The 25,854-nt window shown below is 60.7% G+C and carries 27 protein-coding genes; 8 read left to right on the top strand and 19 right to left on the bottom strand.

Going from position 1 to position 25,854, the window contains the following annotated elements; translation table 11 throughout:
• Positions 1–27: 27 nt before the first annotated feature.
• Positions 28–468 carry a DUF4399 domain-containing protein gene (locus EJ576_RS02160; RefSeq protein WP_126569490.1) on the bottom strand — a complete coding sequence of 147 codons (441 nt, stop codon included), beginning with the start codon at positions 466–468 and terminating at the stop codon, positions 28–30.
• Between the two features lie 134 nt (positions 469–602).
• On the opposite strand from EJ576_RS02160, the gene EJ576_RS02155 reads away from it, so the two are divergent.
• A complete protein-coding gene (locus tag EJ576_RS02155) occupies positions 603–1,127 on the top strand; it encodes a transporter substrate-binding domain-containing protein (protein WP_122729732.1) in 525 nt (174 codons plus the stop codon).
• Here EJ576_RS02155 and EJ576_RS02150 read toward each other — a convergent pair.
• A complete protein-coding gene (locus EJ576_RS02150; RefSeq protein WP_122729735.1) occupies positions 1,121–1,609 on the bottom strand; it encodes a DUF523 domain-containing protein in 489 nt (162 codons plus the stop codon). The two genes, EJ576_RS02155 and EJ576_RS02150, sit on opposite strands and share 7 nt — an antisense overlap.
• A 2-nt stretch (positions 1,610–1,611) precedes the next feature.
• Positions 1,612–2,244, bottom strand: coding sequence for a 2OG-Fe(II) oxygenase (locus EJ576_RS02145; protein ID WP_123474864.1), 633 nt, complete (start codon positions 2,242–2,244; stop codon positions 1,612–1,614).
• A gap of 131 nt (positions 2,245–2,375) precedes the next feature.
• Here EJ576_RS02145 and EJ576_RS02140 point away from each other — a divergent pair, with 131 nt between their 5' ends.
• A complete protein-coding gene (locus EJ576_RS02140) occupies positions 2,376–3,128 on the top strand; it encodes a DUF2059 domain-containing protein (RefSeq protein WP_122729739.1) in 753 nt (250 codons plus the stop codon).
• 103 nt (positions 3,129–3,231) lie between these two features.
• Here EJ576_RS02140 and EJ576_RS02135 read toward each other — a convergent pair whose 3' ends face one another.
• Positions 3,232–4,155, bottom strand: a complete 924-nt coding sequence (locus EJ576_RS02135) for an alpha/beta hydrolase (protein WP_123474862.1) — start codon at positions 4,153–4,155, stop codon at positions 3,232–3,234.
• 99 nt (positions 4,156–4,254) lie between these two features.
• Here EJ576_RS02135 and EJ576_RS02130 point away from each other — a divergent pair, with 99 nt between their 5' ends.
• Together EJ576_RS02130 and EJ576_RS02125 are read left to right on the top strand one after the other, a co-directional pair.
• On the top strand, positions 4,255–4,830 hold the full coding sequence (locus tag EJ576_RS02130; protein ID WP_123474860.1) for a DUF6436 domain-containing protein: 576 nt from the start codon (positions 4,255–4,257) through the stop codon (positions 4,828–4,830).
• A 31-nt stretch (positions 4,831–4,861) separates the two neighbouring features.
• On the top strand, positions 4,862–7,216 hold the full coding sequence (locus tag EJ576_RS02125; RefSeq protein WP_126569489.1) for a penicillin acylase family protein: 2,355 nt from the start codon (positions 4,862–4,864) through the stop codon (positions 7,214–7,216).
• On the opposite strand, the gene EJ576_RS02120 is transcribed toward EJ576_RS02125, so the two are convergent.
• Positions 7,202–8,110, bottom strand: a complete 909-nt coding sequence (locus EJ576_RS02120) for an AraC family transcriptional regulator (protein WP_126569488.1) — start codon at positions 8,108–8,110, stop codon at positions 7,202–7,204. The genes EJ576_RS02125 and EJ576_RS02120 overlap by 15 nt on opposite strands.
• A gap of 103 nt (positions 8,111–8,213) precedes the next feature.
• On the opposite strand from EJ576_RS02120, the gene EJ576_RS02115 reads away from it, so the two are divergent.
• A complete protein-coding gene (locus EJ576_RS02115) occupies positions 8,214–8,567 on the top strand; it encodes a carboxymuconolactone decarboxylase family protein (RefSeq protein WP_028618364.1) in 354 nt (117 codons plus the stop codon).
• Here EJ576_RS02115 and EJ576_RS02110 read toward each other — a convergent pair.
• Positions 8,545–9,510 (bottom strand): GlxA family transcriptional regulator, encoded by a 966-nt coding sequence (locus EJ576_RS02110; protein ID WP_126569487.1) that lies wholly within the window; start codon positions 9,508–9,510, stop codon positions 8,545–8,547. The genes EJ576_RS02115 and EJ576_RS02110 overlap by 23 nt on opposite strands.
• A gap of 247 nt (positions 9,511–9,757) precedes the next feature.
• Between EJ576_RS02110 and EJ576_RS02105 the strand changes: the two genes are divergently transcribed.
• Complete coding sequence (locus EJ576_RS02105; protein WP_028618366.1) at positions 9,758–10,399, top strand: HD domain-containing protein; 642 nt, start codon at positions 9,758–9,760, stop codon at positions 10,397–10,399.
• Positions 10,400–10,530: 131 nt separating this feature from the next.
• Here the strand turns inward: EJ576_RS02105 and EJ576_RS02100 are convergent, their stop codons facing one another.
• The 8 genes from EJ576_RS02100 to EJ576_RS02065 all read right to left on the bottom strand — a co-directional run bounded on the left by EJ576_RS02100 (position 10,531) and on the right by EJ576_RS02065 (position 19,181).
• Positions 10,531–11,415, bottom strand: a complete 885-nt coding sequence (locus EJ576_RS02100) for an ABC transporter permease subunit (RefSeq protein WP_003195236.1) — start codon at positions 11,413–11,415, stop codon at positions 10,531–10,533.
• A complete protein-coding gene (locus EJ576_RS02095; protein ID WP_016979002.1) occupies positions 11,412–12,332 on the bottom strand; it encodes an ABC transporter permease subunit in 921 nt (306 codons plus the stop codon). The genes EJ576_RS02100 and EJ576_RS02095 overlap by 4 nt, the downstream gene beginning before the upstream one ends.
• The gene (locus EJ576_RS02090) at positions 12,329–13,471 is read right to left on the bottom strand and encodes an ABC transporter ATP-binding protein (RefSeq protein ID WP_016973037.1); all 1,143 of its coding nucleotides are present in this window, start codon (positions 13,469–13,471) and stop codon (positions 12,329–12,331) included. The genes EJ576_RS02095 and EJ576_RS02090 overlap by 4 nt, the downstream gene beginning before the upstream one ends.
• Before the next feature lie 71 nt (positions 13,472–13,542).
• Positions 13,543–14,637 (bottom strand): polyamine ABC transporter substrate-binding protein, encoded by a 1,095-nt coding sequence (locus tag EJ576_RS02085; protein ID WP_122729749.1) that lies wholly within the window; start codon positions 14,635–14,637, stop codon positions 13,543–13,545.
• 151 nt (positions 14,638–14,788) lie between these two features.
• On the bottom strand, positions 14,789–15,883 hold the full coding sequence (locus EJ576_RS02080) for a polyamine ABC transporter substrate-binding protein (RefSeq protein WP_028618369.1): 1,095 nt from the start codon (positions 15,881–15,883) through the stop codon (positions 14,789–14,791).
• Positions 15,884–16,080: 197 nt separating this feature from the next.
• Entirely contained in the window at positions 16,081–17,445 is a 1,365-nt protein-coding gene (locus EJ576_RS02075; RefSeq protein WP_016978998.1) for an aspartate aminotransferase family protein, read from the bottom strand.
• 58 nt (positions 17,446–17,503) lie between these two features.
• Positions 17,504–18,862: a glutamine synthetase family protein gene (locus EJ576_RS02070; protein ID WP_028618371.1), complete on the bottom strand. Its 1,359-nt coding sequence runs from the start codon at positions 18,860–18,862 to the stop codon at positions 17,504–17,506.
• A gap of 79 nt (positions 18,863–18,941) precedes the next feature.
• Entirely contained in the window at positions 18,942–19,181 is a 240-nt protein-coding gene (locus EJ576_RS02065; protein WP_122729751.1) for a hypothetical protein, read from the bottom strand.
• A 278-nt stretch (positions 19,182–19,459) separates the two neighbouring features.
• Here EJ576_RS02065 and EJ576_RS02060 point away from each other — a divergent pair, with 278 nt between their 5' ends.
• Together EJ576_RS02060 and EJ576_RS02050 are read left to right on the top strand one after the other, a co-directional pair.
• On the top strand, positions 19,460–20,836 hold the full coding sequence (locus tag EJ576_RS02060; RefSeq protein WP_003195252.1) for a glutamine synthetase family protein: 1,377 nt from the start codon (positions 19,460–19,462) through the stop codon (positions 20,834–20,836).
• A 258-nt stretch (positions 20,837–21,094) separates the two neighbouring features.
• Positions 21,095–21,724, top strand: a complete 630-nt coding sequence (locus EJ576_RS02050) for a TetR/AcrR family transcriptional regulator (protein WP_122729753.1) — start codon at positions 21,095–21,097, stop codon at positions 21,722–21,724.
• A gap of 113 nt (positions 21,725–21,837) precedes the next feature.
• Here EJ576_RS02050 and EJ576_RS02045 read toward each other — a convergent pair whose 3' ends face one another.
• From EJ576_RS02045 to EJ576_RS02025, 5 genes are read right to left on the bottom strand one after another with little or no spacing between them, the layout of a single operon-like run.
• Positions 21,838–22,053 (bottom strand): molybdopterin-binding protein, encoded by a 216-nt coding sequence (locus EJ576_RS02045; protein WP_003213899.1) that lies wholly within the window; start codon positions 22,051–22,053, stop codon positions 21,838–21,840.
• A 16-nt stretch (positions 22,054–22,069) separates the two neighbouring features.
• Positions 22,070–22,876, bottom strand: coding sequence for an aliphatic sulfonates ABC transporter ATP-binding protein (gene ssuB, locus EJ576_RS02040; protein ID WP_016978995.1), 807 nt, complete (start codon positions 22,874–22,876; stop codon positions 22,070–22,072).
• Positions 22,873–23,661, bottom strand: coding sequence for an aliphatic sulfonate ABC transporter permease SsuC (ssuC, locus tag EJ576_RS02035; protein WP_028618374.1), 789 nt, complete (start codon positions 23,659–23,661; stop codon positions 22,873–22,875). Before ssuC ends, ssuB begins: the two co-directional genes overlap by 4 nt.
• 8 nt (positions 23,662–23,669) lie before the next feature.
• Positions 23,670–24,818 (bottom strand): FMNH2-dependent alkanesulfonate monooxygenase, encoded by a 1,149-nt coding sequence (ssuD, locus tag EJ576_RS02030; protein ID WP_028618375.1) that lies wholly within the window; start codon positions 24,816–24,818, stop codon positions 23,670–23,672.
• Between the two features lie 25 nt (positions 24,819–24,843).
• Complete coding sequence (locus EJ576_RS02025) at positions 24,844–25,812, bottom strand: sulfonate ABC transporter substrate-binding protein (RefSeq protein WP_016978990.1); 969 nt, start codon at positions 25,810–25,812, stop codon at positions 24,844–24,846.
• Between the last annotated feature and the right edge of the window lie 42 nt (positions 25,813–25,854).

Raw genomic sequence — 25,854 nt, 5'->3', positions numbered from 1 at the left:
GCTCCCTTTTTTGCATCTGAACAAATCTTATTTGACGTTAACCGTGATCACTTTAGAGGATACAGTCGGGTTGAACTGCATGTGCAGTTTGTCCCCGGCCACCAGTTGCAGGGTGTGCTTGCCTGGGGTGAGGGTCAGTTCGGCTTCGGTCTGGGCCTTGCCGTAGTGGATCACCGTGTCTGTGGCCGGGATCGGCACGCTGGCGTCAGGCAGCTCTTGCTGGTCGATCAGCAGATGGTGGTGACCGGTGCCTGGGTTCTGGCTGGTGGCCGGGGCCAGCTTCAAGCCTTCCATGCCGAACTTCACGGTGAAGGTTTTATCGACCGTGGCGCCGTCTTTTGGCGAGACGATAAATACTTTGGCATCTGCAGGTGGAGCGCTGCGCGGGATACCGTCCGCAGCAGTGGCCAACATCGAAGCACCCAGCATCAGGGAGGCCAGGGTGGCACGGGACAAAAAGGCGTTCATTCGCTTCTCCAGTTTTTCTATGAAATCTGTAGGGTTATGACAACTTCGCGACAAATTGCTGTCCAAGGCACTCAACACCATAGCAAAGCGATGCTGAACGGCGCCTCGCACATTAAAAATCTCTAGGAGTGACCATGCGCTTTTCGCCTGGCCTGTTACTGCTGCTTCCCCTTCTAAGTCCCTTGGCGCATGCCGAACTGCTCGATGATGTATTTGATCGAGGCGAACTGCGCATTGCACTCGTGGCCGACAACCCGCCATACAGTTTCAAGGAAGGAAACAAACTCACCGGTTTGGAAGTAGAACTCGGCGAGCAACTGGCCAAGGAGATGGACGTGCGCGCATCGTTCATCACCACCGATGCGACTGACCTGCTGCCAGGAGTGGAAAGCGGCAAGTACGACGTAGCGATGAACTATATCGCTGTGACTCCCGAATTGCAGGATCGGTTCGATTTCAGTGAGCCTTACGGCGAATCCCGTGGGCGCATGACAGGCCCGTCGACCCTTTATGCGATGCCGTTCCAGAAGGGCAACCCGGCATTCAAGTCAAGCCTGAACAACGCACTGCAACGACTCAAATCCGACGATCGATTCAGGGAGCTGTTGCAGAAGTGGCTTGTAGATTACCCCAACCGTCCGGCGGCCCAGACTCAATAACCGCCGGCCTGCAATGCCTGCGCGGCTTGTGCCAGTTCTAGCTCACTGAACACCAACACCCCATGCTGCTTGAGCAGCGCAGCCGTCACACCTTCGCCACTCACCTTCACGCCACTGAAGGTGCCGTCGTAAGTCAGCAGATTGCCGCACGACGGGCTATTGGCCTTGAGCACGGCGATGCGGATGTTATGGCGCTGCACCAGCGCCAGGGCCTGGCGCGCACCCTCAAGGAACGCCGCGCTGAAATCTTCGCCCTCGGCTGTGAGTACCTGGGCGCGGCCCTCCCAGACATCCACGCCTTGCCCGCCTGGAATTTCGGCAGCGGGGCGTGGCGTCGGCAAACCACCCGACACTTCCGGGCAGATGGCAACCACACGCCCTTCGGCCTGCCATACCGCCAGTTGGTCGAACGGCCCGCTGGCGCCACCGTCGTAGCGCACCTTGTGCCCCAGCAGGCAGCGGCTGATCAGAATCTTTTGCATACTCAGAACGGCTCGTTACCCCGCCGGCGAAACCAACCGGTGAGGGACAGGCGTTCGCGCGTGGCGGGCAGGACTTCGTGGGGCACTTCGCCCGACAGGAACACCACCAGGCAACCGCCGGTGGGCACCACATCGTATTCGACGCCGTCCTTGAGGTACATGCGCAACTGGCCGCCATGCTCGGGCAGCCAGGCATCGTTCAAGTAGATCACTGCCGAGACCATGCGGCGGTCATCGTCGCGAAAACGGTCCAGGTGCTTGAGGTAGAACGCCCCCGGCGGGTACATCGCAAAGTGGCTTTCGAAGTCTTCCAGGCCCAGGAACAGGCTGCGGTTCATCGCCAGGCGCAGGCTGTCCATCAAAGCCATATAGGTGTCGCAGACCGCCGCATCGCCCTCTTCCAGCCACTGGATATGGTCACCGCGAATGCCTTCGCGAATCTCCTGGGCCGGGCCACGCCCTACCGCCGCTGGGGCCAGTTCACCCTCGGCCGCACGTTTACGGCACTCAGCCGCCAGTTCCAGGGTCAGAGCCTGGGGCAGGAAGCCGTCCTGCCGGGACCAGCCCTTTTCGGCCAGGTCGTCGACAATACGTTGCAGCAAGGGGTGATCGAGGGGTATTTGCATGGCGCGCATAGTATCCATACGCCTGTGAATCCGACAGAGCCACCGAGCGTCTGACTGCACTTTAGTCAGGTGACTGATAGGACTTCTCGACAAATCCTACGCCCGACACGGACAATAGTGGCCGACTGACAGGAGTCCATATGCGTCGTTTGTTTTTTTCCTTGCTGATGTTCTGCGTTTTGCCCGCCTGGGCAGACGGCCATGACCAGTTGTACAAGGTCGCCGGCTGGGCCGAACAACGTGCGCATTTCAATGACGCCCTCAGTGCCGCCCAGCAGCGCTACCGCAACAGCCTGCCGCCGGCGGTGTACCAGGCGCTGGTGGACAACAGCAATAAGCGCTTCGCCGCCCAGGCGGTGGACCAGCGTGCCGAAGCACAGTTGCGCAAAAACCTGGCGGACCCTAAGCCGGCCCTGGCGTTTTTCCAATCGCCCCTGGGCCGCAAGATTGTCGCCGCCGAGTTGCTCGCCACGCGCCGTGATCAATTGGCGAAAAACGCCCAAGGCCTGCCGAAAATCGAAGCCGACGCGACTCGCAGCCTGATCATCGGCCACCTGGCCCAGGCCCTGCCGGCCCGTGAAGCGGGCGCGGAAGTCAGCCTGGCGATTGCTGGTGTGGCGGCCGATAGTCTGAGCCAGATGATTCCCGGCCTGTTGGGCGGCGGGCAGGCCCAAGGCATGTTGAACGGCCAGCGTGAGCGGTTGATGCAGCAGATCGACAAGGATCTGAACAACACGCTGCTGTACGTCTATCGGGATTTGTCCGACCCGGAGCTGGAAGAATTCGCGACGTTTGCCGAGTCGCCGGAGGGCAAGGCGTATTACCAGGCGGCCCTTGCGGCCATTCGCGCCGGACTTGCAGTCGGTCAGAGCACCTCAAGCCTCACGCAGTAAAAAATGTGGGAGGGGGCTTGCCCCCGATGGCGATTTGTCAGACATCTATTGTTTGCTGAACCACCGCTATCGGGGGCAAGCCCCCTCCCACATTTGGATAGTGTTACCGCAGGTGGTCAGTGAGATACCGGAAGTACTGCTCACGAATCTCCGGAATCTCATTGGCCAGGTGATGCCTGCCACGCGGCAGCATCAACACCTCGGGCTGGTCGAACTTGCCGCGCAACACCTGCAGGTTGTGCTGCCAGTCCACCGTCATATCTTCCTCACCTTGAACGATCACCGGTCGCCGGGCGCTGCGCGGTGCGGCTTCGATGCGTTTGATCCAGCGCGCCAAGGCGCCGACCCAGGCGGTCGGCAGTTGGCGCGGCTGCAGCGGGTCGGCTTCCAGGAACGGCTTGAATGCCGGATCGTGGGTATTCTCGCTGAATCGCCGCGCAATGCCTTTGACGAAAGGACGCAACAAGTAGTAACTGACCTGCGACCACCCCCAGGCACGCGGCCGCACCAGGGGTGACAGTAGGAAAGTCTTGCCCTGAGCCGGGCTGTCGGCGCCATGGTTGAGCAGGTGATCCACCACCACTGCGCCGCCGGTGCTTTGCCCGAACAGGTGCCAGGGTTGCGGCAGTTGCAGCGCTTGCGCCTGGGTGAACAGCGCATTCACCACCTGTTGATACACCGCAAAATCATCGATGCTGGCACGCACGCCACTGGACAGGCCGTGCCCCGGTAAATCGCAGGCGATCACCACGAAACCCTGCTCCAGCGCCCACTTCACCACATGGCGGTACAGCCCCATGTGGTCGTAGAAACCGTGGAACATGAACATCGTCGCCACCGGCGTGGGCGGCCACCACACCTGCGCCACCACCTCAAAATCCTCCACCTCGAAACGCCCCAGACGGCTCACGGCCTGGTCCAGACCGTAAAAACGCTGGTAGACCCGCGCCTCGGCTGAAAGCGGTTGCGCATCCACCAGGGGCCGCAAGCTTTCGCGCAGATGATCAGGGTCAAAGGTAACAGGCATAAAGGCTTCCAGACTTGCGGCAAAGATGAATATCGAGCTGCGATATTCATCTGTCAGGACAAGCATGGCAAGCTACGCGACCTTCGAGGATACAACTGAATGCGACAGCCCTACCGCACCGCCTTGTTCGCCAGCCTGATCCTGGTTATCTGCACCGGCGTGCTGTGGGCGGCGTATGACTGGTTCCAGGGCCGCTACCTGCGCGCCTTCAGCGAGCACACGGCGGTGTTTTCCGGCGACCCGTTGAAGCTACCCGCCGACCTTGCCGGCCCCGGCCCGATTCGCCTGGTGCACTTCTGGGACCCGGCTTGTCCGTGCAACGTCGGCAACCAGCAGCACCTGGGCGAGCTGATCGAGCAGTACGCGCCCCAAGGCGTTGAGTTCTACGCGCTGCAAAAGCCCGGCAGCCACGGCCAACTGCCCGACAACCTGCGCAGCATGAAAACCCTCACCGCCCTGCCCGGCGCGGAGCAGGTGCCGGCCAGCCCGGCCGTGGGTATCTGGGATCGCAGCGGCAAGCTCGCGTACTTCGGGCCCTACAGCGAAGGCCTCACGTGTAATTCCAGCAACAGTTTTATTGAGCCGATCTTGAAGGCCCTTGAAACAGGACGCGAGGTAAATGCCACGCACACCCTGGCGGTGGGCTGCTATTGTTCGTGGCCAAAAGGCTCGTAACTCGCCACCCCACTCTTGGTAAGGAATGTTCATGAAGCGCGTCTTGCGGGTTCTCGCGGTTCTTGTCGTGCTGGTCGCCCTCGGCGCCAGTTGGTACCTGTACAGCAAGCAGCCCACCCGCCAGGGCACGGCAACACTGGCCAACCTGCAAGGCTCGGTCACCGTGCGTTACGACGACCGTGGCGTGCCACACATCCAAGCCGAGAACGAAACCGATCTTTACCGCGCCCTGGGCTACGTGCACGCCCAGGACCGGCTGTTCCAGATGGAGATCATGCGGCGCCTGGCCCGGGGCGAGCTGGCCGAGGTGCTCGGGCCCAAGGTGCTGGAGACCGACAAGTTGTTCCGCAGCCTGCGCATTCGCGACCGTGCGGCCACCTATGTCGCGCAACTCGACCACGAGTCAGCGCACTGGAAGGCCCTGCAAGCCTATCTGGACGGGATCAACCAGTATCAGGACAACCACGCCAGCCCGATGGAGTTCGACGTGCTGGGCATCCCTAAACGACCGTTTACCGCCGAGGACACCATCAGCGTCGCCGGGTACATGGCCTACAGCTTTGCCGCCGCGTTTCGTACCGAGCCTGTGCTGACGTACATCCGCGACCAACTGGGCAGTGACTACCTGAAAGTCTTCGACCTGGACTGGCAGCCCAAGGGCGCCCTCAACCTCGCCACCAGCGATTGGCAGGCCCTCGGTGCCATCGCCGCCCTGAGCGAACAGGCCCTGGCCGACAACGGCCTGCCGCAGTTCGAAGGCAGCAACGCCTGGGCCATCAGCGGCAACCGCACCAAGAGCGGCAAACCGTTGCTGGCCGGTGACCCGCATATCCGTTTTTCGGTACCGTCGGTGTGGTACGAGGCGCAGCTGTCTGCGCCGGGGTTCGAGCTATATGGCTACCACAACGCACTGGTGCCGGTGGCGTTCCTGGGGCACAACCTGGACTTCGGCTGGAGCCTGACCATGTTCCAGAACGATGACCTCGACCTCATCGCCGAGAAGGTCAACCCGGACAACCCCAACCAGGTCTGGTACCACGACCAATGGGTCGACATGAGCAGCGCCGAGCAGCAAATCGCCGTGAAAGGCCAGGCGCCGGTGACGTTGACCCTGCGTCAATCCCCCCACGGCCCGATCATCAATGACGTGCTGGGCGAAAACGCCGGCAAGACGCCGATTGCCATGTGGTGGGCGTTTCTCGATACCCAGAACCCGATCCTTGAGGGCTTCTACCAGCTCAACCGTGCCGACACGCTGGTGAAGGCCCGTGCGGCGGCGGCCAAGGTGTCGGCGCCGGGGCTGAACATTGTGTGGGCCAACGCCAAGGGCGATATCGGCTGGTGGGCGGCGGCGCAGTTGCCGATCCGCCCGGCCGGGGTCAACGCCGGGTTTATCCTTGACGGCAGCACCGCCCAGGCCGACAAGCTGGGCTTCTACCCTTTCAGCGCCAACCCCCAGGAAGAAAATCCGGGGCGCGGTTACGTGGTATCGGCCAATGCCCAGCCGGTCTCGCCGACTGGCATGGAGATTCCCGGTTACTACAACCTGGCCGATCGCGGCCAACAGTTGAACGCGCAGTTGAGCGACAAGAGCGTGAAGTGGGATGTGAACAACAGCCAGGCCTTGCAGCTCGGCACCACCACCGCCTTTGGCCCACGCCTGTTGGCGCCGCTGTTGCCGGTGCTGCGTGAGGTGGTCAAGGATCCGGCACAGTTGAAACTGGTGGAGCAGCTTGCAAGCTGGAAAGGTGACTACCCGCTGGACTCGACCAGCGCCACGCTGTTCAACCAGTTCCTGTTCAACCTGGCCGACGCCGCCTTCCACCCGAAACTGGGTGACGGAATGTTCAAGACCCTGCTCGGCACCCGCGTGATCGACGCTGCCTTGCCACGCCTGGCCGCCGCGCCGGATTCACCGTGGTGGGACGGCAAGCGCGCCGACACCGTCAAGCTCGCCTGGGACAACAGCCTAACGCACCTCAAGGCCACCTTTGGCGATGATCCTAGCCAATGGCAGTGGGGCAAGGCCCATACCCTGACCCACGGCCATCCGCTGGGCTCGCAGAAACCCTTGGACCTGATCGTCAATGTCGGCCCGTTCCCGGCGCCGGGCACCCACGAAGTGCCGAACAACCAGTCAGCCAACATCGGCCCGGCACCGTGGCCCGTCACCTACGGGCCTTCGACTCGCCGCCTGATCGACTTCGCCGACGCGGCCCACGCGCTGACCATCAACCCGGTCGGCCAAAGCGGTGTGCCGTTCGACAAGCACTATGGCGACCAGGCAGAAACCTACATCGAAGGCGGCTATGAGCAGGCGCATTTCACCGACGAGGAAGTCACCGCCAACACCCGTGGCACTCTCAAGCTGCTACCCGCCCGATGAACGCAGGCGCCCCGGCGCCTCGCCATAGGCCTCCTTGAATTTCTTGCTGAACGCCGCCTGGGACTGGTAACCCACCTGGGCGGCGATATCCAGCAGGCTCAGGTGCGACTGGCGCAACAGGTTGAAGGCCAACTCCATGCGCAACTGGGTCAGCAGCACCCACGGCGATACGCCCGCCACTTTCACGAACGCACGCATGAAGGTGGCGCGTGACATCGTCGCGGCAGCCGCCAGGCTGTCGATGGTCCACTCATGCCCCGGATCGGCCAGCATCGCTTGCCAGGCTTTGCTCAAGCGCTTGTCGGCGAGCAACGCGAAGGTGCCGGCCACGGGTGTCTGACGGGCCAGCCAAGTACGCAGGATCAGGGTGAACAGCGCCGACGACAACGCATCGATAAAGGAGCGCGCACCCAATTGCTGGCCGTCCGCTTCACTGCGCAACAACGCGATCAACGCCGCCAGTTGGCCGTCGCCCTGCCACTCGCGGCTGGACACCACCAGGTACTCCGGCAACGCGCCGAGCAGCAATGACTGACGGTTGTAGTGGAAACTGCCACAGAGCATGTCCAAGTCTGGTCGGTCGCCGCCCAGGCGATGCACCGGGAGCAGGCCACCGCTGACCACTTGCGGTTGCATCGGCCGAATCCGCGCACCCTGGCTGCGCAGCAAATGGGTGGCACCGCCGGGCATCAGCAGGATATCGCCCTCCTCCAGCGTCACCTGCTGCCCGCCGGACAACTCGGCACGACAGGTGCCGCTGAGCACGATGTGGTAAGGCGCCACGCCGAGGCTTTCCGGTGAATGACCCAGGGCCCACTCCCCCTGGAATTGGCAACGTAGATCTAGACTGCCGCGCAGGTTGGCCAGCGCGATGAGCGTGTCGATCGAATTCATTTGCGAGCATCGGTCAAAAAGATGAGCGGATTGAACAATACCGCTAACTCTGAACGGAAGAGACTGGCTCCACACCACCCACACCTGTTCAGGAGTTACCGCAATGTTCAATAACTGGTCCGACTTGCTGCCTACCGTAAAGAAAGCCTTTGGCACACTGGGCAAGAGCAACCCGAAGATGGTCAAAGCCTACATGGCGCTGGGCGAGGCCGCCGAAGAAAACAACGTGCTCGACGCCAAGACCCGTGAACTGATCTCCATCGCCGTGGCCATCACCACGCGCTGCGACGGCTGCATCGGCGTGCATGCCGACGCGGCGATCAAGGCCGGCGCCACTCGCGAAGAAGTCGCCGCAACCCTGGCCACCGCGATCTCGCTGAATGCGGGTGCGGCGTACATCTACTCGTTGCGCGCACTGGAAGCCTACGACACCCTCAAACCGGCGCCGCAAAGTTAAGCCGGAACTGTTGCGGCGTCACGCCCAGCCGGCGGTTAAACACACTGCGCATGTGCTGGGCGTCGCGAAAGCCGCATTGGTAGGCAACGGTCTTGAGCGGCGCGGGGCTGCTTTCGAGCATGACCCGTGCCGCGTCTACCCGCGCCCGCTCGACAAATTCCGCTGGCGTGATCCGCGCCTCTCGGGCAAACACCCGGGAGAAATTACGCGCGCTCATATTGGCCGCCTTGGCCAGGTCGGCAATGGTCAAATCCCCTGTCAGGTTCGCCAACACGTACAGTTGCACCAGCGCCACCGCCGAGGTGGTTTCGGCGTGGGGTGTGAGGAACGGACTGAACTGTGACTGCCCGCCCGAGCGCTGGGTGAACACCACCAGGCGCTTGGCCACGCTCAACGCGACTTCCGGGCCGTGATCCTGGGCCAGCAAATACAGCGACAGATCGATGCCTGCCGTAACCCCGGCCGAGGTGTAGAGATTGCCGTCCTGCACGTAGAGGCGGTCGGCTTCGACCTGGGCTGTGGGGCACAGGCGCGCCAGATCCGCCGCGTCATTCCAGTGGGTGGTCACGGTTTTGCCGTCCAACAGCCCGGCGCGTGCCAGCATGAAGGCGCCGTTGCAGATCGAGCCGAAACGTTGCGCACGGGCGGTAGCGCCGCGCAGCCAGTCATCAAACTCGGCGCCGAAGTCTTCGAAGGGCAACTGCGGGCCGCCGGCGACCAGCAGCAGGTCGTAGGCTCGCAGGGCTTCGCTGTAGTGCCGGTGGGCCTGCAATGACAGGCCGTTGGAAGCCGCCATGTTGCCGTGGCTGAAGCCGATAACTTCCAATTGGTAATGGTCTTGCGGCGGCAGAAAGCGGTTGGCTTCGCAGAAAACATCCATGGGGCCGGTCACATCCAGTGACTGGACGCCGGGGAAGATCAGGATGGCGACGGTTTTGCTCATGAGCAGGCACACCTTCTCTAACTGGATAAACACAGAACCCCTGTGGGAGCTGGCTTGCCTGCGATGCAGACGCCTCGATCATTCAGGTATACCGAGTCGATGCTATCGCAGGCAAGCCAGCTCCCACATTTGACCGAGTACACCTTTGGCACGATGTACAACCACATTGGCCGGGATTGCTCCCTCGCCGCAATGGCCCCTTCGCTGGCACAAGACCAGACTGGAATCTTTCCAGAGGAGAACGACCATGAGCACCACCATCGCCGGCATCCAGATCCCGGACAGCGCCCTGGCCAAGGCCACCACCGAATACATCCGCGACGTCGAATCCGACCTGCTCTACCACCACTCTCGCCGGGTATTCCTGTTCGGCGCCTTGAGCGGCGAACGCAAGCAACTCGCTTACAACCCGGAGCTGCTCTACGTCGGCGCGATGTTCCATGACCTGGGCCTGGTGGAAGGCCTTCGCAGTGACAACGAGCGCTTCGAAGTCGACGGTGCCAACGCCGCCGCCGCTTTCCTCAAGCCTTACGGGCTGAGCGATGACGACATCGAACAAGTGTGGCTGTCCATCGCCCTGCACACCACACCGGGCGTACCGCAGCATCTGCGTCCGACTGTGGCGCTGGTGACGGCCGGTGTGGAAATGGACGTGCTGGGCATGGACTACGCCGCGTTTTCCAGCGTGCAGCGCGAAGCTGTGGTGCATGCGCATCCACGCGGTGAAGGGTTCAAGGAGTGCATCATTTGCGCGTTTGCCGACGGCTTGCGCCATCGTCCGCAGACCACGTTTGGCAACGTGAAGACGGATGTGCTGGTGGATCAGGAGCCGGGATTCAAGCCGATGAATTTTGTGGAGGTGATCCGCAAGTCTCCCTGGACTGCATAGTTGACCTGAAATGCAATCAACTGTGGGAGCTGGCTTGCCTGCGATGAGGCCCTGCCAGTCGACTCATCTGTCGACTGATAGACCGCTATCGCAGGCAAGCCAGCTCCCACTTCTTTACCGCATTCCGTCAGTTAGACCGGTGCAGGTGCCCGACGCTTGTCCGGCTGCTGCCAGCCATCGGCGGCGGCTTCTTCAATGGCTTGCTGGATGGCTTTCTTGCGGTGCTCTTCGGCACGACGGCTGAAGAACCACACCAGGAAGGTCACCAGCGACACCGCCAACAGGATCAGGCTGGCCACGGCGTTGATCTCGGGTTTAACCCCAAGGCGCACTGCCGAGAACACTTCCATCGGCAAGGTGGTCGAACCCGGCCCCGACACGAAGCTGGCCAATACCAGGTCATCCAGCGACAGTGCGAACGACATCATGCCGCCCGCCGCCAACGACGGCGCGATCATCGGGATGGTGATCAGGAAGAACACCTTCCACGGCCGTGCGCCCAGGTCCATCGCCGCTTCTTCGATCGACAAGTCCAGCTCACGCAGTCGCGCTGACACCACCACCGCCACATACGCCGCACAGAACGTGGTGTGGGCGATCCAGATGGTGACGATGCCACGCTCCTGTGGCCAGCCGATCATTTGCGCCATGGCCACAAACAGCAGCAACAGCGAAAGACCGGTGATCACTTCGGGCATGACCAACGGCGCAGTCACCAGGCCACCGAACAACGTGCGGCCCTTGAACTGGCTGATGCGCGTCAGCACGAAGGCCGCGAGCGTACCCAGCGCCACCGCGGCCACCGCCGTGTAGCAGGCGATTTCCAGGGAGCGCGCCACCGAGCCCATCAACTGGGTGTTGTCCAGCAGGCCCACGTACCACTTGATCGACCAACCACCCCACACTGTCACCAGCTTGGATTCGTTGAACGAGTAGATGACCAGGATCAGCATCGGCAGGTAGATGAACAACAACCCCGCCACCAGCATAAAGCTGGAGAATCTGAAGCGCTTCATATCTTGCCCTCCATCTCTTTGGCTTGGCTGCGGTTGAACAGGATAATCGGCACGATCAGGATCGCCAGCATCACCACCGCCAGGGCAGACGCCACCGGCCAGTCACGGTTGTTGAAGAATTCTTGCCACAACACTTTACCGATCATCAGGGTTTCCGGGCCGCCCAGCAGTTCCGGGATCACAAACTCACCCACCACCGGAATGAACACCAGCATGCACCCCGCGATGATGCCGTTCTTGGACAGCGGCACGGTGATCTTCCAGAAACTGTTGAAGGTGCTCGACCCCAAGTCGGATGCGGCTTCCAGCAGGCTCTGGTCGTGTTTCACCAGGTTGGCGTACAACGGCAGGATCATGAACGGCAAGTACGAATAGACCACGCCGATATACACCGCAATGTTGGTGTTGAGGATCTGCAGCGGCTCGTTGATCAGCCCGATGGACATCAGGAAGCCATTGAGCAAGCCGTTATTGCTGAGGATGCCCATCCACGCATAGACGCGGATCAGAATCGCGGTCCAGGTCGGCATCATGATCAGCAGCACCAGCACGGTCTGCATCTCTTTGCGCGCACTGGCAATGGCGTAGGCCATCGGATAGCCGATCAGCAGGCACAGCAGCGTGCTGAAGAACGCCATTTTCAGCGAGCCCAGGTACGCGGCGATGTACAACTCGTCGTCGCCGAGCATCGCGTAGTTGCCCAGGTTGAGCACCAACTGCAGTTTCTGCTCAACGAAGGTGTAGATCTCGGTGTACGGCGGGATCGCAACGTCGGCTTCGGCAAAACTGATCTTCAGGACGATGAAGAACGGCAGCATGAAGAACAGGAACAGCCACAGGAAGGGAATGCCAATGACCGCATGACGGCCACTGGGCGTTATTCGTTGCAGGCGGCGCTTGAGCTTCTTCATGTTCATGAGCGAAGTACCACGCCGCTGTCGTCTTCCCACCACACGTAAACCTGGTCACCCCAGGTTGGCCGCTGGCCACGGCGCTCGGCGTTGGCCACGAAGGACTGCACCAGCTTGCCGCTCGGCAGCTCCACGTAGAACACCGAGTGGCCGCCCAGGTAGGCGATGTCGTGCACCTTGCCGCTGGACCAGTTGTGCTCGCAGGTCGGCATTTCGGTGGTAACCAGCAGTTTTTCCGGGCGAATCGCGTAGGTCACCGACTTGTCTTCCACCGACGTGGCGATGCCGTAACCCACGTAGATGTCGCGGTCCAGGTCAGCGCACTTGAGCACCGCATGGCCTTCGGCGTCATCCACCACCTGGGTGTCGAAGATGTTGACGTTGCCGATGAACTCGCACACCAGGCGGCTGGTAGGCGTTTCGTAGATGTCGATCGGGCTGCCGATCTGGGCGATCCAGCCTAGGTGCATGATCGCGATGCGCTCGGCCATGGTCATGGCCTCTTCCTGGTCGTGGGTCACCATCACGCAGGTCACGCCGACGCGCTCGATGATTTCTACCAGTTCCAGCTGCATCTGCGAACGCAGTTTCTTGTCGAGGGCGCCCATGGGCTCATCGAGCAGCAGCAGTTTCGGGCGCTTGGCCAGGGAACGGGCCAGGGCCACACGCTGACGCTGGCCACCGGATAACTGGTGCGGTTTGCGCTTGGCGTACTGGCTCATCTGCACCAGCTTGAGCATCTCGGCCACACGGGCGTCGATCTCGGCCTTGGGGATCTTGTCCTGTTGCAGGCCGAACGCGATGTTCTGCGCCACGGTCATGTGTGGGAATAAAGCGTAGGACTGGAACATCATGTTGATCGGCCGCTCGTAGGGCGGCATGTCAGTGATGTCTTCGCCGTCGAGGTAGATGCGCCCTTCAGTCGGGCGCTCGAAACCTGCGAGCATGCGCAGCAAGGTGGACTTGCCCGAACCCGAACCGCCGAGCAGGGCGAAGATCTCGCCTTTCTTGATTTCCAGGGACACATCGTCCACGGCAATCGTCTCGTCGAACTTCTTCGTGACCCGGTCGATTTTGACCAGCACCTTCTTCGGTGTCTGGTCCCCTTCGAGGGCTTTCTTATAGGCGCCGGAGGCAACTGCCATTTACGAAACTCCCAACAAAATTGCTGTTCGCCCGATGCAGGCGAACCCAGGATAGTTTGAGCTTTAAAGCTTTATTTGCCCGTCTTGACCTTGGTCCAGCTACGGGTCATCAAACGTTGCACTTTCGGGGGTAGCTCGAAGTTGACAAAGGTCCTGTCGAGTACCGCCTGCGGTGGGTAAACCGCTTCGTCCGTGCGTATCGATTGCTCCATCAGTTTGTCCGCCCCAGGGTTAGGGTTGGCGTAACCGACGTAATCACTGACCTGGGCGATCACCTCAGGTTGCAGCAAATAGTTGATGAAGGCATGGGCCTCTTTGACGTTGGCGGCATCCTTGGGGATGGCCAGCACGTCGAACCACAGGTTGCCGCCTTCTTTCGGAATCGCGTAGGCGATGTTCACGCCCTTGCCAGCCTCGGCTGCACGGGCCTTGGCCTGGAACACATCACCGGAGAAACCCGCCGCCACACAGATGTTGCCGTTGGCCAGGTCCGAGATGTATTTGGAAGAATGGAAGTAGGTCACGTACGGCCGCACTTTCAGCAGCTTCTCTTCGGCCTTCTTGTAGTCATCCGGGTTCGTACTGTTGGGGTTCAGGCCCATGTAGTTGAGCACTGCCGGCAACATTTCATCCGCCGAGTCCATGAACGACACGCCGCACGTCGCCAGCTTCTTCATGTTCTCAGGCTCGAACAGCACCGCCCAGGAGTCGATATGGTCGACGCCCAGCACTTCCTTCACTTTATCGACGTTGTAACCAATGCCATTGGTGCCCCACAGGTACGGCACGGCGTACTGGTTACCCGGGTCGTTCTTTTCCAGGCGCTTGAGCAGCGCCGGGTCAAGGTTGGCGTAATTCGTCAGCAATGACTTGTCGAGCTTCTGGAACGCCCCGGCTTTGATCTGCTTGCCCAGGAAGTGGTTGGACGGCACCACCACGTCGTAACCGGTACGCCCGGCCAGCAGCTTGCCTTCCAGGGTTTCGTTGGAGTCAAACACGTCATACACGGGCTTGATGCCGCTGGCCTTTTCGAAGTTGGCCAGGGTGTCGGTGCCGATGTAATCCGACCAGTTATAAATATGCACCGTCGGTGCGGCCTGCACGCTCAACGTCAGCGTGATACCTGCACCCACCAGCATGGCTTTGCGAAATAAAGAAATTGGCAAGTGGAGGTCCTCTTAAATAGTTGGGCCCAAAGTTGTTGCCCGGCAACAAAACCGGCGCGCAACTTACCCTCGATAAACCGATCCGGCAAAACTTTCTGTTATTTAATTTGTGAGAGGGGCAGTCAAACTGCCCCTCCACCGGTTTCAGGGCTTACTTACCCGACTTGATCTTGGTCCAGCTGCGTGTCATTTCACGCTGGGTCGCAGCCGGCAGGTCAGCAATGGCGTAGAGCTTGGCCTGCACGTCCGCTGGCGGGTAGATGCCCGGGTCGCTGGTGATTTCTTTGTCGACCAGTGCGGTAGCCTTCTCGTTACCGTTCGGGAAGTGAACGCTGTTGGTGATTTCAGCCATGACTTCCGGTTTGAGCAGGTAGTTCATGAACTTGTAGGCGGCGTCGACGTTCTCGGCATCTTTAGGGATGGCGACCATGTCAAAGAAGCTGCCAGCGCCTTCTTTCGGAATATCGTAGGCCACCTTGACCTTGCCACCGGCTTCAGCCGCGCGGGACTTGGCCTGTTCGATGTCACCCGAGTAACCCACGGCCACGCAGATGTTGCCGTTGGCCAGGTCGGAGATGTATTTGGACGAGTGGAAGTAGCCGATCGAAGGACGGATTTTCAGGAACAGGTCTTCAGCCTGCTTGAGGTCGGCCTTCTTCTGGGTGTCGGTCGGCAGGCCCAGGTAATGCAGCGCCACCGGCAGCATTTCGGTTGGCGAGTCGAGGAAGCTCACGCCGCAGCTTTTCAGCTTGGCGATGTTCTCTGGCTTGAGCAGCACGTCCCACGAATCGATCTTGTCCACGCCCAGCGCGGCCTTGACCTTCTCCGGGTTGTAGCCGATGCCGATGGAGCCCCACATGTACGGGAAGGCGTGCTTGTTGTCCGGGTCGCTGACCGACACGGCTTTAAGCAGGGATTTGTTCAGGTTGTCGTAGTTGGATAGCTTGGACTTGTCCAGCTCCTGGTAGACACCGGCCTTGATCTGCTTGGCGAGGAAGTTGTTCGACGGTACGACGATGTCGTAACCGGACTTGCCTGCCAGCAACTTGGCTTCCAGGGTTTCGTTGCTATCGAAAACGTCGTACACCACCTTGATGCCAGACTCTTTTTCAAAGTTGGCGATGGTGTCCGGTGCAATGTAGTCGGACCAGTTGTAGACGTGCAGCACTTTATCGTCGGCCTGGGCCGCGCCCGCCATTGCGCCCATCAGGGACAAGGCGAGGAGGGTCTTGCCAGCGTTCTTCAAACCTAATGCCTTCATTTGGTGATGCTCCAATTTTTTCTTTTTTGGGCCACAAGCTTTATATGTTTCGAGGCCCAGCCAAAGGGCAACAAAACAGGGCGACAGTCTGGCAAGTTCGAGGGCCGGCTTTCAACCAATGCCCCCATTTTTATAACCACTCAGACGCAGCGCCCGAAGGCGCTGCGTTCTGAGCCTAGCACTTAGCCCTGCAATGCCGCCAAAGTCAGGTCCAGGCACTGGCGAGCCTTAGTGACCAGCTCGTCGATTTCTGCCTTGCTGATCACCAGCGGTGGCGAAATGATCATGGTGTCGCCCACGGCGCGCATGATCAGGCCATTTTCGAAGCAGAACGTGCGGCAGATCATGCCGACACCCTTGCCTTCGTAACGCTTGCGGGTGGCTTTGTCCTGCACCAGTTCGATGGCACCGAGCATACCCACACCGCGCACTTCGCCCACCAGCGGATGATCCGCCAATTCCCTCAGACGTTTCTGCAAATACGGTGCCGTTTCGTCGTGGACCCGGTTAACGATTTTTTCATCGCGCATGATGCGGATGTTTTCCAGCGCCACTGCCGCCGCCACCGGGTGACCGGAGTAGGTGAAGCCGTGGTTGAAATCACCGCCTTCGTTAAGGACGTCCACCACTTCATCGCGCACGATCAGGCCGCCCATGGGGATGTAGCCCGAGGTCAGGCCCTTGGCGATGGTCATCATGTGCGGTTTGAGGTCGTAGAAGTCGCTACCGAACCACTCACCGGTGCGACCGAAACCGCAGATGACTTCGTCGGCAATGAACAGGATGTCGTACTTGGCGAGGATTTCCTTAATGCGCGGCCAGTAGGTGGCAGGCGGAACGATCACGCCGCCGGCACCCTGGATCGGCTCGGCAATAAAGGCACCGACGTTGTCCACGCCCAGCTCCAGAATCTTTTCTTCCAACTGGTTGGCAGCCCACACGCCGAATTCTTCGGGGCTCATGTCGCCGCCTTCGCCAAACCAGTAAGGCTGGGCGATGTGGGTGATGCCAGGGATCGGCAAGTCGCCCTGCTCATGCATATACGTCATGCCGCCCAGGCTGGCGCCGGCCACGGTGGAGCCGTGATAACCATTCTTGCGGCTGATGATGGTTTTCTTGTTTGGCTGGCCCTTGATCGCCCAGTAGTGGCGAACCATGCGCAACATGGTGTCGTTGCCTTCGGAGCCGGAACCGGTGAAGAACACGTGGTTCATGCCGGCAGGCGCGATGTCGGAAATGGCCTTGGCCAGTTCCAGCACCGGCGGGTGAGCGGTCTGGAAGAACAGGTTGTAGTACGGCAGTTCTTTCATCTGCTTGGCAGCGGCGTCAGCCAGTTCATCGCGACCGTAACCGATCGCCACGCACCACAGGCCAGCCATGCCGTCGAGGATCTTGTTGCCTTCGCTGTCCCACAGGTAAACGCCGTGGGCTTTGGTAATGATGCGCGGGCCTTTCTCTTTCAATTGCTTGAAGTCGCTGAACGGCGCCAGGTGGTGATCACTGCTCAAGGCTTGCCATTCACGGGTTTGCGGGTTGTTGCTGGACATACCAATCTCCTAGACTTTTCAGTGAAGGGCGCGCCGCTTAAAGGGCGCGCCCGGCGCATCAGACGGCGAAGAGCAGGAATTCCCGCTCCCACGAACTGATCACGCGCTTGAAGTTTTCATGCTCGGCCCGCTTGACCGCGACGTAGCCCGTGATGAATTTTTGACCCAGGTATTTCTCGATGGTCTTGCTGTTTTCCATGCGTTCCAGGGCGTCTTCGATGGTCAACGGCAGGCGCAGGTTGCGTCGCTCGTAACCACGGCCAACCACCGGCGCGCTCGGGTTGTGGCCTTCGACCATGCCGATGTAGCCACACAGCAGGCTGGCGGCAATCGCCAGGTACGGGTTGGCATCGGCACCTGGCAGGCGGTTTTCCACACGACGGTTCTGCGGGCCGGCATCCGGAACACGCAAGCCCACGGTGCGGTTTTCTTCGCCCCACTCCACGTTCACCGGCGCCGAGGTGTCGGGCAGGAAGCGGCGGAACGAGTTCACGTTGGGGGCAAACAGCGGCAGCAATTCAGGGATGAATTTCTGCAGGCCGCCAATGTGGTTGAGGAACAGCTGGCTCATGGTCCCGTCTTCATTGGAGAAGACATTCTTGCCGGTGGCGATGTCGATGATGCTCTGGTGCAGGTGCATCGCGCTGCCGGGCTCGCCGGTCATGGGCTTGGCCATGAAGGTGGCGGCCACGTTGTGCTTGAGCGCGGCTTCACGCATGGTGCGCTTGAACACCAGGATCTGGTCGGCCAGGGACAGCGCATCGCCGTGACGGAAGTTGATTTCCATCTGCGCGGTGCCGTCTTCGTGGATCAGGGTGTCGAGGTCCAGCTCCTGCAGTTCGCACCAGTCGTAGACGTCTTCGAACAACGGGTCGAATTCGTTGGCCGCTTCTATAGAGAAGGACTGGCGACCGGTTTCCGGGCGACCGGAACGACCAATCGGCGGTTGCAGCGGGAAGTCCGGGTCTTCGCAGCGCTTGGTCAGGTAGAACTCCATCTCCGGCGCCACGATGGGCTGCCAGCCCCTGTCGGCGTAGAGCTTGAGGACTTTCTTGAGTACGTTGCGCGGCGACAGCTCGATCGGGTTGCCTTGCTTGTCGTAGGTGTCGTGGATCACCTGGGCGGTGGGCTCGATGGCCCAGGGCACCAGGTACACAGCGTTCTGGTCAGGGCGGCAGATCATGTCGATGTCGGCCGGGTCGAGCAATTCGTAATAGATGTCGTCTTCGACATAGTCGCCGGTCACGGTCTGCAACAGCACGCTCTCGGGCAGGCGCATGCCTTTTTCGGCGATGAACTTGTTGGTCGGCGAGATCTTGCCCCGGGTGATACCGGTGAGGTCGCCAATCATGCATTCGACTTCTGTGATCTTGTGGTCTTTCAACCAATCGGTGAGCTGGTCGAGGTTGTTACTCATAAATGCCTCTGGGCTGGGTTTCCTGGCATCCATTAAAGGCCAGGCGTTGGTTGACGCAGCATCCGCGTCGTTTTTTCATTCAGGGTAGGAGCTTACCTGCCATTTGCTGCTGCGTTGCATTCCTCACGCCAAAGTTGTGCGCAATCTTGAGCAGCATGCGGGGCGCATGCCGTTCGGTGGCAAATGAGGAGGCAAAAAAGAGGCTGGCCCGGGCGTCAAGAATATTGGCCGGTGCGCGGGCATTCACGCGGGAGGAATGGACGGATGACACAGCCTGGCTGAAGCAGGCCAAGACGCCGTTGGGCGGCAGGTGAAACATGAAGCACCCCGGTATTATTGCTGTTATGGGTTTGAATCGAGCTTAGCCTTGTTCATTTTTTTACACAACACCCCCGTAAAAAATACAACACGGGCCGCTCAAGCCTGCTAGTCCCAAGACCTTCAAACCCAAAAAACCGCCCCAAAAAGCCCCAAAAAAGCCATCGCAGCGCTTTTTTAGGGCAAAAAAGGCCTCGCTTGACTTCGGCATGCCGTTCGGGTTGACTGAAACCAGAAAAGATCAATGATTGATATTTTTAACAACAAAGGTGTTGCATCATGTCGGTACCCCCGCGTGCCGTTCAGCTTAACGAAGCGAACGCGTTCCTTAAGGATCATCCTGAGGTTCTGTACGTAGACCTTCTAATTGCGGATATGAATGGTGTGGTGCGCGGCAAGCGCATCGAACGCACCAGCCTCCACAAGGTTTACGAGAAGGGCATTAACCTGCCTGCCTCTTTATTTGCCCTGGATATCAACGGCTCGACGGTGGAAAGCACCGGCCTGGGTCTGGACATCGGTGATGCTGACCGAATCTGTTATCCAATCCCCGATACCCTGTGCAATGAACCCTGGCAAAAGCGCCCCACCGCGCAACTGCTGATGACCATGCACGAACTTGAAGGTGAACCTTTCTTCGCCGATCCGCGCGAAGTGCTCCGCCAAGTTGTAACCAAATTCGACGACCTCGGTCTGACCATCTGCGCTGCCTTCGAACTTGAGTTCTACCTGATCGACCAGGAGAACGTGAACGGCCGCCCACAACCGCCCCGCTCGCCGATCTCCGGCAAACGCCCGCATTCGACACAGGTCTACCTGATCGACGACCTCGACGAATACGTCGACTGCCTCCAGGACATTCTGGAAGGTGCCAAAGAGCAAGGCATCCCGGCCGACGCCATCGTCAAGGAAAGTGCCCCGGCGCAGTTCGAAGTGAACCTGCACCACGTGGCCGACCCGATCAAGGCTTGCGACTACGCGGTACTGCTCAAGCGCCTGATCAAGAACATCGCCTACGACCATGAGATGGACACCACCTTCATGGCCAAGCCTTACCCAGGCCAGGCAGGCAACGGTTTGCACGTACACATCTCCATTCTGGACAAGGACGGCAAGAACATCTTTGCCAGCGAGGATCCCGAGCAGAACGCCGCATTGCGTCACGCGATCGGCGGTGTGCTCGAGACCCTGCCCGCCCAAATGGCGTTCCTGTGCCCCAACGTCAACTCCTACCGTCGTTTCGGCGCACAGTTCTACGTGCCGAACTCGCCGTGCTGGGGCCTGGATAACCGCACCGTGGCGATCCGCGTACCGACTGGCTCGTCCGATGCCGTACGTATCGAACACCGTGTTGCCGGTGCCGACGCCAACCCTTACCTGCTGATGGCTTCGGTCCTGGCAGGCGTGCACCACGGCCTGACCAACAAGATCGAGCCTAATGCACCGGTGGAAGGCAACAGCTACGAGCAAAACGAGCAAAGCCTGCCGAACAACCTGCGCGATGCATTGCGCGAGTTGGACGACAGCGAGGTGATGGCCAAGTACATCGATCCTAAATACATCGATATCTTCGTCGCCTGTAAGGAAAGTGAGCTGGAAGAGTTCGAACACTCCATCTCCGACCTTGAGTACAACTGGTACTTGCATACCGTGTAAGCGGTTGCTGCCGTAATGTGGTGGGCAGGCTTGCTGTGGTGAGCGGGCTTGCCCCGCGCTGGGTGGCGAAGCCGCCCTAAAAACAGACCCCGCATTCTGCCTGACAGAATGCGGCGTTTTTATTGGGGCCGCTTCGCAGCCCAGCGCGGGGCAAGCCCGCTCACCACAGCAAGCCCGCTCACCACAAAAGCCCTCGCGCTAGGTATGGATCATCCTCAGGCTCTGCGTACAATGCCCCCTGCCTTGTAGGAGACCTCCATGACCACCCGCCCCGCCGCCCCTCGCAAACCCCGCGCCCGCAGCCAGGCCCGGATCGACGCGATCCTCGACGCCGCCCGCACTTTGCTGGCCGCCGAAGGCGTGGCGGGTTTGTCGATCTACAGCGTGGCCGAGCGTGCGCAGATTCCACCGTCGTCGGTGTATCACTTCTTCGCCAGCGTACCGGCCTTGCTGGAGGCACTCACGGCAGACGTCCACGCGGCCTTCCGGGCTGCGATCCAGGCGCCCATTGAGCACGACTCACTCAAGCACTGGCGCGACCTGTCCTGCATTGTCGAGCAACGCATGCTCGCCATCTACGACCAGGATGCCGCTGCACGCCAGTTGATCCTGGCCCAACATGGGCTTACTGAAGTGACCCAGGCGGATCGCCAGCATGATCTGGAGTTGGGAAACCTGATGCTGGAAGTGTTCAATCGCCACTTCGAAGTGCCGACACTGCCCAGCGATGTAGACGTGTTTGCCCTGGCGTTGGAACTGAGCGACCGCGTGTATGCGCGCTCGGTGCATCAGCATGGGCTGATCACGCCGCGCATGGCGGATGAAGGGATGCGGGTGTTTGATGCGTATGTGGGGCTGTATTTGCCGGCCTATCTGCCCAAGCGCTGATTTCTTGGGTGACAGGGATGGCCTCATCGGGGGCAAGCCCCCTCCCACATGTTGACCGCGCCGCCTATCAAATGTGAGAGGGGGCTTGCCCCCGATGGCGACCTCAAGAACGATCACAACTTGGCGATCGACACCTCGGTGGATTTCACAAAGGCAATCACTTCGCTGCCAATCACCAGCTCCAGCTCTTTGACCGAGCGGGTGGTGATCACGGACGTCACGATGCCGGATGCAGTCTGCACATCGATTTCCGACAGCACGTCGCCTTCGACGATTTCCTTGATGGTGCCTTTGAACTGGTTACGCACGTTGATGGCTTTAATAGTCATGATGTTCTTCCTTCGTTTATTGAGCCCAGCGCAGTTGCGTAGGCAGCGGTGAAACAGGTTCGGGTTCCGGCGGCGACCCCGGCAGGGACAACACACGGTTGAGCACTTCAGCTTCCAGTGCGGCCAGGCGATGTGAGCCGCGGGCCCGTGGGCGTGGCAGGTCGACGATCAGGTCCAAGCCGATTTCACCGTCCTCGATCAGGATCACCCGGTCGGCAATCGCCACGGCTTCGCTGACGTCGTGGGTGACCAGCAACACGGTGAAACCGTGCTTCTGCCACAGGTTTTCGATCAGTTGCTGCATCTCGATACGGGTCAAGGCATCCAGCGCACCCAACGGCTCATCCAGCAGCAACAAGCGCGGTTGGTGGATCAGCGCACGGGCCAGCGCCACGCGTTGCTTCTGCCCGCCGGACAGCGCCGCCGGCCATTCATTGGCGCGCTCAGCCAGGCCGACCGCTTCCAGGGCTTCCAACGCTTTGGGGCGCCAGTTGCCTTTAAGGCCCAGGCCGACGTTGTCGATGATCTTTTTCCACGGCAGCAGACGCGCTTCCTGGAACATCAACCGCGTGTCTTCAATCGCTTCACTGAGCGGCGCGGAACCGGCCAGCAGTTCGCCGCCGCTGGCTTTATCCAGGCCGGCCAGCAGGCGCAGCAACGTACTTTTGCCGCAACCGCTGCGCCCGACCACCGCAACGAATTGACCGGCGGGGATGTGCAGGTCGATGTCCTTGAGCACTTCGCGCGCGCCAAAGGCCTTGCGTAGCTTGCGTACTGCAAGGGGAATGCCCTTGAGCAGGCGCGGGGGTTGTTGAGCTGTCATGCCGCACCTCCTTTATTCACTTGATACGCCGGGTGCCAGCGCAGCCACACACGTTCCAGACCGCGAGCCGCCAGGTCCGCGAGCTTGCCGAGGATCGCGTACATGACGATGGCCAGTACCACCACATCGGTTTGCAGGAATTCGCGGGCGTTCATCGCCAGGTAGCCAATACCGGAGCTGGCGGAGATGGTTTCTGCCACGATCAGCGTCAGCCACATGAAACCCAGGGCAAAGCGCACGCCCACCAAAATCGATGGCAGCGCGCCCGGCAGGATCACCTGCCGGAACAGGCTGAACCCGGACAAGCCGTAGCTGCGCGACATTTCCACCAGCGCCGGGTCGACGTTGCGAATGCCGTGGTAGGTGTTGAGGTAAATCGGAAACAGCGTGCCGAGGGCGACCAGGAAAATCTTCGCAGTCTCATCAATGCCGAACCACAGGATCACCAGCGGAATCAGCGCCAAATGCGGCACGTTGCGGATCATCTGCACCGAGCTGTCCAGCAGGCGTTCGCCCCACTTCGACAGGCCGGTGATAAAGCCCAGGGCCAGGCCGATGCTGCCACCAATCACGAAGCCCAAACCCGCACGCCAGCCACTGATGGCTAGGTGAGTCCAGATTTCGCCACTGGCGACCAAGTGGACACCGGCTGCGATTACGGCACTCGGCGCTGGCAGAATGCGCGTCGACAACCAACCCGCCGAGACCGACAACTGCCACACCGCGAGTAACAAAATCGGGAGTACCCAGGGCGCTATCCGATGGCTCAATTTTTCATAGTTCATGGGCTGCCTCAGCTCGCCGACGCAGCTTTGGGAAGGATGTCGTTGGCGACCATTTCGCCGAACGGGCTGACGTAGCCGGCGCTTTTCGGCAACTCGGGACGTTCGATATCCAGGTGGGGGAACAGCAGTTCCGCGACGCGATATGACTCTTCCAGGTGTGGATAACCGGAGAAGATAAAAGTGTCGATGCCCAGCGCGGCGTATTCCTTCACGCGTTCCGCCACGGTGGGGCCATCGCCCACCAGCGCGGTGCCTGCGCCACCACGCACCAGGCCGACGCCGGCCCACAGGTTGGGGCTGACTTCGAGGTTGTCGCGGTTGCCACCATGCAGCGCCGCCATACGTTGCTGGCCGACGGAATCGAACCGCGCCAGGGAAGCCTGGGCACGGGCGATGGTGTCATCGTCCAGGTGGGAGATCAGTTTGTCGGCGGCTTTCCACGCTTCGTCGTTGGTTTCACGCACGATCACATGCAAACGAATGCCGAAACGCACGGTGCGCCCAAGCTTCGCGGCCTTGGCGCGAACCTGTTCGATTTTTTCCGCAACCGCTGCCGGTGGCTCACCCCACGTCAGCACCATCTCCACCTGCTCGGCCGCCAGGTCCTGGGCCGCCTCGGAGGAACCGCCGAAGTACAGTGGCGGACGCGGTTGCTGGATCGGCGGATACAGCAGCTTGGCGCCTTTGACGCTGATGTGTTCGCCGTCGTAGTCCACGGTTTCGCCTTCCAGCACACGGCGCCAGATGCGGGTAAATTCCACCGAGGCCTGGTAACGCTCTTCATGACTGAGGAACAAGCCGTCACCGGCCAATTCTTCCGGGTCACCGCCGGTGACCAGGTTGAACAAGGCACGCCCGCCGGACAGACGATCCAGGGTCGCAGCCTGACGCGCCGCCACCGTCGGCGAAATAATCCCGGGGCGCAGGGCGACCAGGAATTTCAGGCGCTGGGTCACCGGGATCAGTGAGGCGGCCACCAGCCACGAGTCTTCGCAGGAGCGACCGGTAGGGATCAGCACCCCGCCGAAACCCAGACGGTCAGCGGCTTGGGCCACTTGCTGCAGGTAACCGTGGTCAACGGCGCGAGCGCCTTCGGCGGTGCCAAGGTAATGGCCGTCGCCGTGGGTAGGCAGGAACCAGAAAATATTGAGGCTCATGGAGTTGTCTCCTGAAGAAGTCGGATTACGGCGCTTTGGCAACGGCGGCGGGGGGTGTCCAGATCACGTCCTTGATGTTCAAGGGTTTTGGGATCAATTTGAGCTGGTAAAAGCTGTCGGCGATTTTCTGCTGGGCGGCGACCACTTCCGGGGTCAGGAACAGCGCGCCGTAGCCTTGGCGTTTCACCGAGGTCAGGGTGATGTCAGCCGGCAGGCCGAGCAGCGGGGCAACTTGTTCAGTCACTTCCTGCGGGTTGGCCTTGGACCACTCGCCCACGGCGCGCACCTCTTCGATCAGCGCCTTGACCACTTCAGGGTGTTTTTCAGCGTAAGGCTTGGTCGCGAGATAAAACTGGTGGTTGTCGGCAATGCCAGTACCGTCACGCAGGGTGCGGGCTTGCAGTTGTTTCTCGGCGGCGGCCTGGTACGGGTCCCAGATGACCCAGGCGTCCACGCTGCCACGCTCGAAGGCGGCACGCGCATCGGCGGGCGGCAGGAACACGGTCTGCACGTCGGTGTATTTCAGGCCGGCGTCTTCCAGGGCACGTACCAGCAGGTAATGCACGTTGGAGCCTTTGTTCAGGACGATTTTCTTGCCCTTGAGCTCGGCCACGGATTTGATCGGCGAATCTTTCGGCACCAGGATCGCTTCGCTGGTCGGCGCGGGTGGCTCGTAGGCCACGTAGAGCAAATCGGCGCCAGCGGCCTGAGCGAAGACCGGTGGGGTTTCGCCAGTCACACCGAAGTCGATGGAGCCGACGTTCAGGCCTTCCAGCAATTGCGGGCCGCCAGGAAACTCGGTCCACTGCACGTTCACGCCTTGGGCAGCCAGGCGTTTCTCCAAGGTGCCCTTGGCTTTGAGCAGCACCAGCGTGCCGTACTTCTGATAACCGATCCGCAGGGTCTCGGCGGCTTGGGCTTGAACAATGGCGCCGAAGGACACAGCCGCAGCAAACAGTGCGACCAGACCACGACGCAAGATGACAGTGCGCATGGCGCTCTCTCCAAATAGTGCGTTCAGGGGGTTGGCTGCACC

This window comes from Pseudomonas sp. C 49-2, assembly GCF_003970195.1.
Lineage (GTDB): Bacteria > Pseudomonadota > Gammaproteobacteria > Pseudomonadales > Pseudomonadaceae > Aquipseudomonas > Aquipseudomonas canadensis.
Note: the sequence above shows the minus strand (reverse complement) of the source record. Positions and strands in the feature narration are given on the sequence as shown.

Excerpts from the sequence above, each read along its gene's own strand:
- EJ576_RS02155 (WP_122729732.1), top strand. The coding sequence starts at position 603 with ATGCGCTTTTCGCCTGGCCTGTTACTGCTGCTTCCCCTTCTAAGTCCC.
- EJ576_RS02150 (WP_122729735.1), bottom strand. The coding sequence starts at position 1,609 with ATGCAAAAGATTCTGATCAGCCGCTGCCTGCTGGGGCACAAGGTGCGC.
- EJ576_RS02095 (WP_016979002.1), bottom strand. The coding sequence starts at position 12,332 with ATGAACATGAAGAAGCTCAAGCGCCGCCTGCAACGAATAACGCCCAGT.
- EJ576_RS02075 (WP_016978998.1), bottom strand. The coding sequence starts at position 17,445 with ATGTCCAGCAACAACCCGCAAACCCGTGAATGGCAAGCCTTGAGCAGT.
- ssuB (WP_016978995.1), bottom strand. The coding sequence starts at position 22,876 with ATGACAGCTCAACAACCCCCGCGCCTGCTCAAGGGCATTCCCCTTGCA.
- EJ576_RS02110 (WP_126569487.1), bottom strand. The coding sequence starts at position 9,510 with ATGAGCAAAACCGTCGCCATCCTGATCTTCCCCGGCGTCCAGTCACTG.
- EJ576_RS02140 (WP_122729739.1), top strand. The coding sequence starts at position 2,376 with ATGCGTCGTTTGTTTTTTTCCTTGCTGATGTTCTGCGTTTTGCCCGCC.
- EJ576_RS02090 (WP_016973037.1), bottom strand. The coding sequence starts at position 13,471 with ATGGCAGTTGCCTCCGGCGCCTATAAGAAAGCCCTCGAAGGGGACCAG.
- EJ576_RS02065 (WP_122729751.1), bottom strand. The coding sequence starts at position 19,181 with ATGTTTCACCTGCCGCCCAACGGCGTCTTGGCCTGCTTCAGCCAGGCT.
- ssuD (WP_028618375.1), bottom strand. The coding sequence starts at position 24,818 with ATGAGCCTCAATATTTTCTGGTTCCTGCCTACCCACGGCGACGGCCAT.
- EJ576_RS02115 (WP_028618364.1), top strand. The coding sequence starts at position 8,214 with ATGTTCAATAACTGGTCCGACTTGCTGCCTACCGTAAAGAAAGCCTTT.
- EJ576_RS02135 (WP_123474862.1), bottom strand. The coding sequence starts at position 4,155 with ATGCCTGTTACCTTTGACCCTGATCATCTGCGCGAAAGCTTGCGGCCC.
- EJ576_RS02105 (WP_028618366.1), top strand. The coding sequence starts at position 9,758 with ATGAGCACCACCATCGCCGGCATCCAGATCCCGGACAGCGCCCTGGCC.
- EJ576_RS02160 (WP_126569490.1), bottom strand. The coding sequence starts at position 468 with ATGAACGCCTTTTTGTCCCGTGCCACCCTGGCCTCCCTGATGCTGGGT.
- EJ576_RS02145 (WP_123474864.1), bottom strand. The coding sequence starts at position 2,244 with ATGCGCGCCATGCAAATACCCCTCGATCACCCCTTGCTGCAACGTATT.
- EJ576_RS02100 (WP_003195236.1), bottom strand. The coding sequence starts at position 11,415 with ATGAAGCGCTTCAGATTCTCCAGCTTTATGCTGGTGGCGGGGTTGTTG.
- EJ576_RS02060 (WP_003195252.1), top strand. The coding sequence starts at position 19,460 with ATGTCGGTACCCCCGCGTGCCGTTCAGCTTAACGAAGCGAACGCGTTC.
- EJ576_RS02070 (WP_028618371.1), bottom strand. The coding sequence starts at position 18,862 with ATGAGTAACAACCTCGACCAGCTCACCGATTGGTTGAAAGACCACAAG.
- EJ576_RS02045 (WP_003213899.1), bottom strand. The coding sequence starts at position 22,053 with ATGACTATTAAAGCCATCAACGTGCGTAACCAGTTCAAAGGCACCATC.
- ssuC (WP_028618374.1), bottom strand. The coding sequence starts at position 23,661 with ATGAACTATGAAAAATTGAGCCATCGGATAGCGCCCTGGGTACTCCCG.
- EJ576_RS02025 (WP_016978990.1), bottom strand. The coding sequence starts at position 25,812 with ATGCGCACTGTCATCTTGCGTCGTGGTCTGGTCGCACTGTTTGCTGCG.
- EJ576_RS02120 (WP_126569488.1), bottom strand. The coding sequence starts at position 8,110 with ATGAATTCGATCGACACGCTCATCGCGCTGGCCAACCTGCGCGGCAGT.
- EJ576_RS02130 (WP_123474860.1), top strand. The coding sequence starts at position 4,255 with ATGCGACAGCCCTACCGCACCGCCTTGTTCGCCAGCCTGATCCTGGTT.
- EJ576_RS02125 (WP_126569489.1), top strand. The coding sequence starts at position 4,862 with ATGAAGCGCGTCTTGCGGGTTCTCGCGGTTCTTGTCGTGCTGGTCGCC.
- EJ576_RS02050 (WP_122729753.1), top strand. The coding sequence starts at position 21,095 with ATGACCACCCGCCCCGCCGCCCCTCGCAAACCCCGCGCCCGCAGCCAG.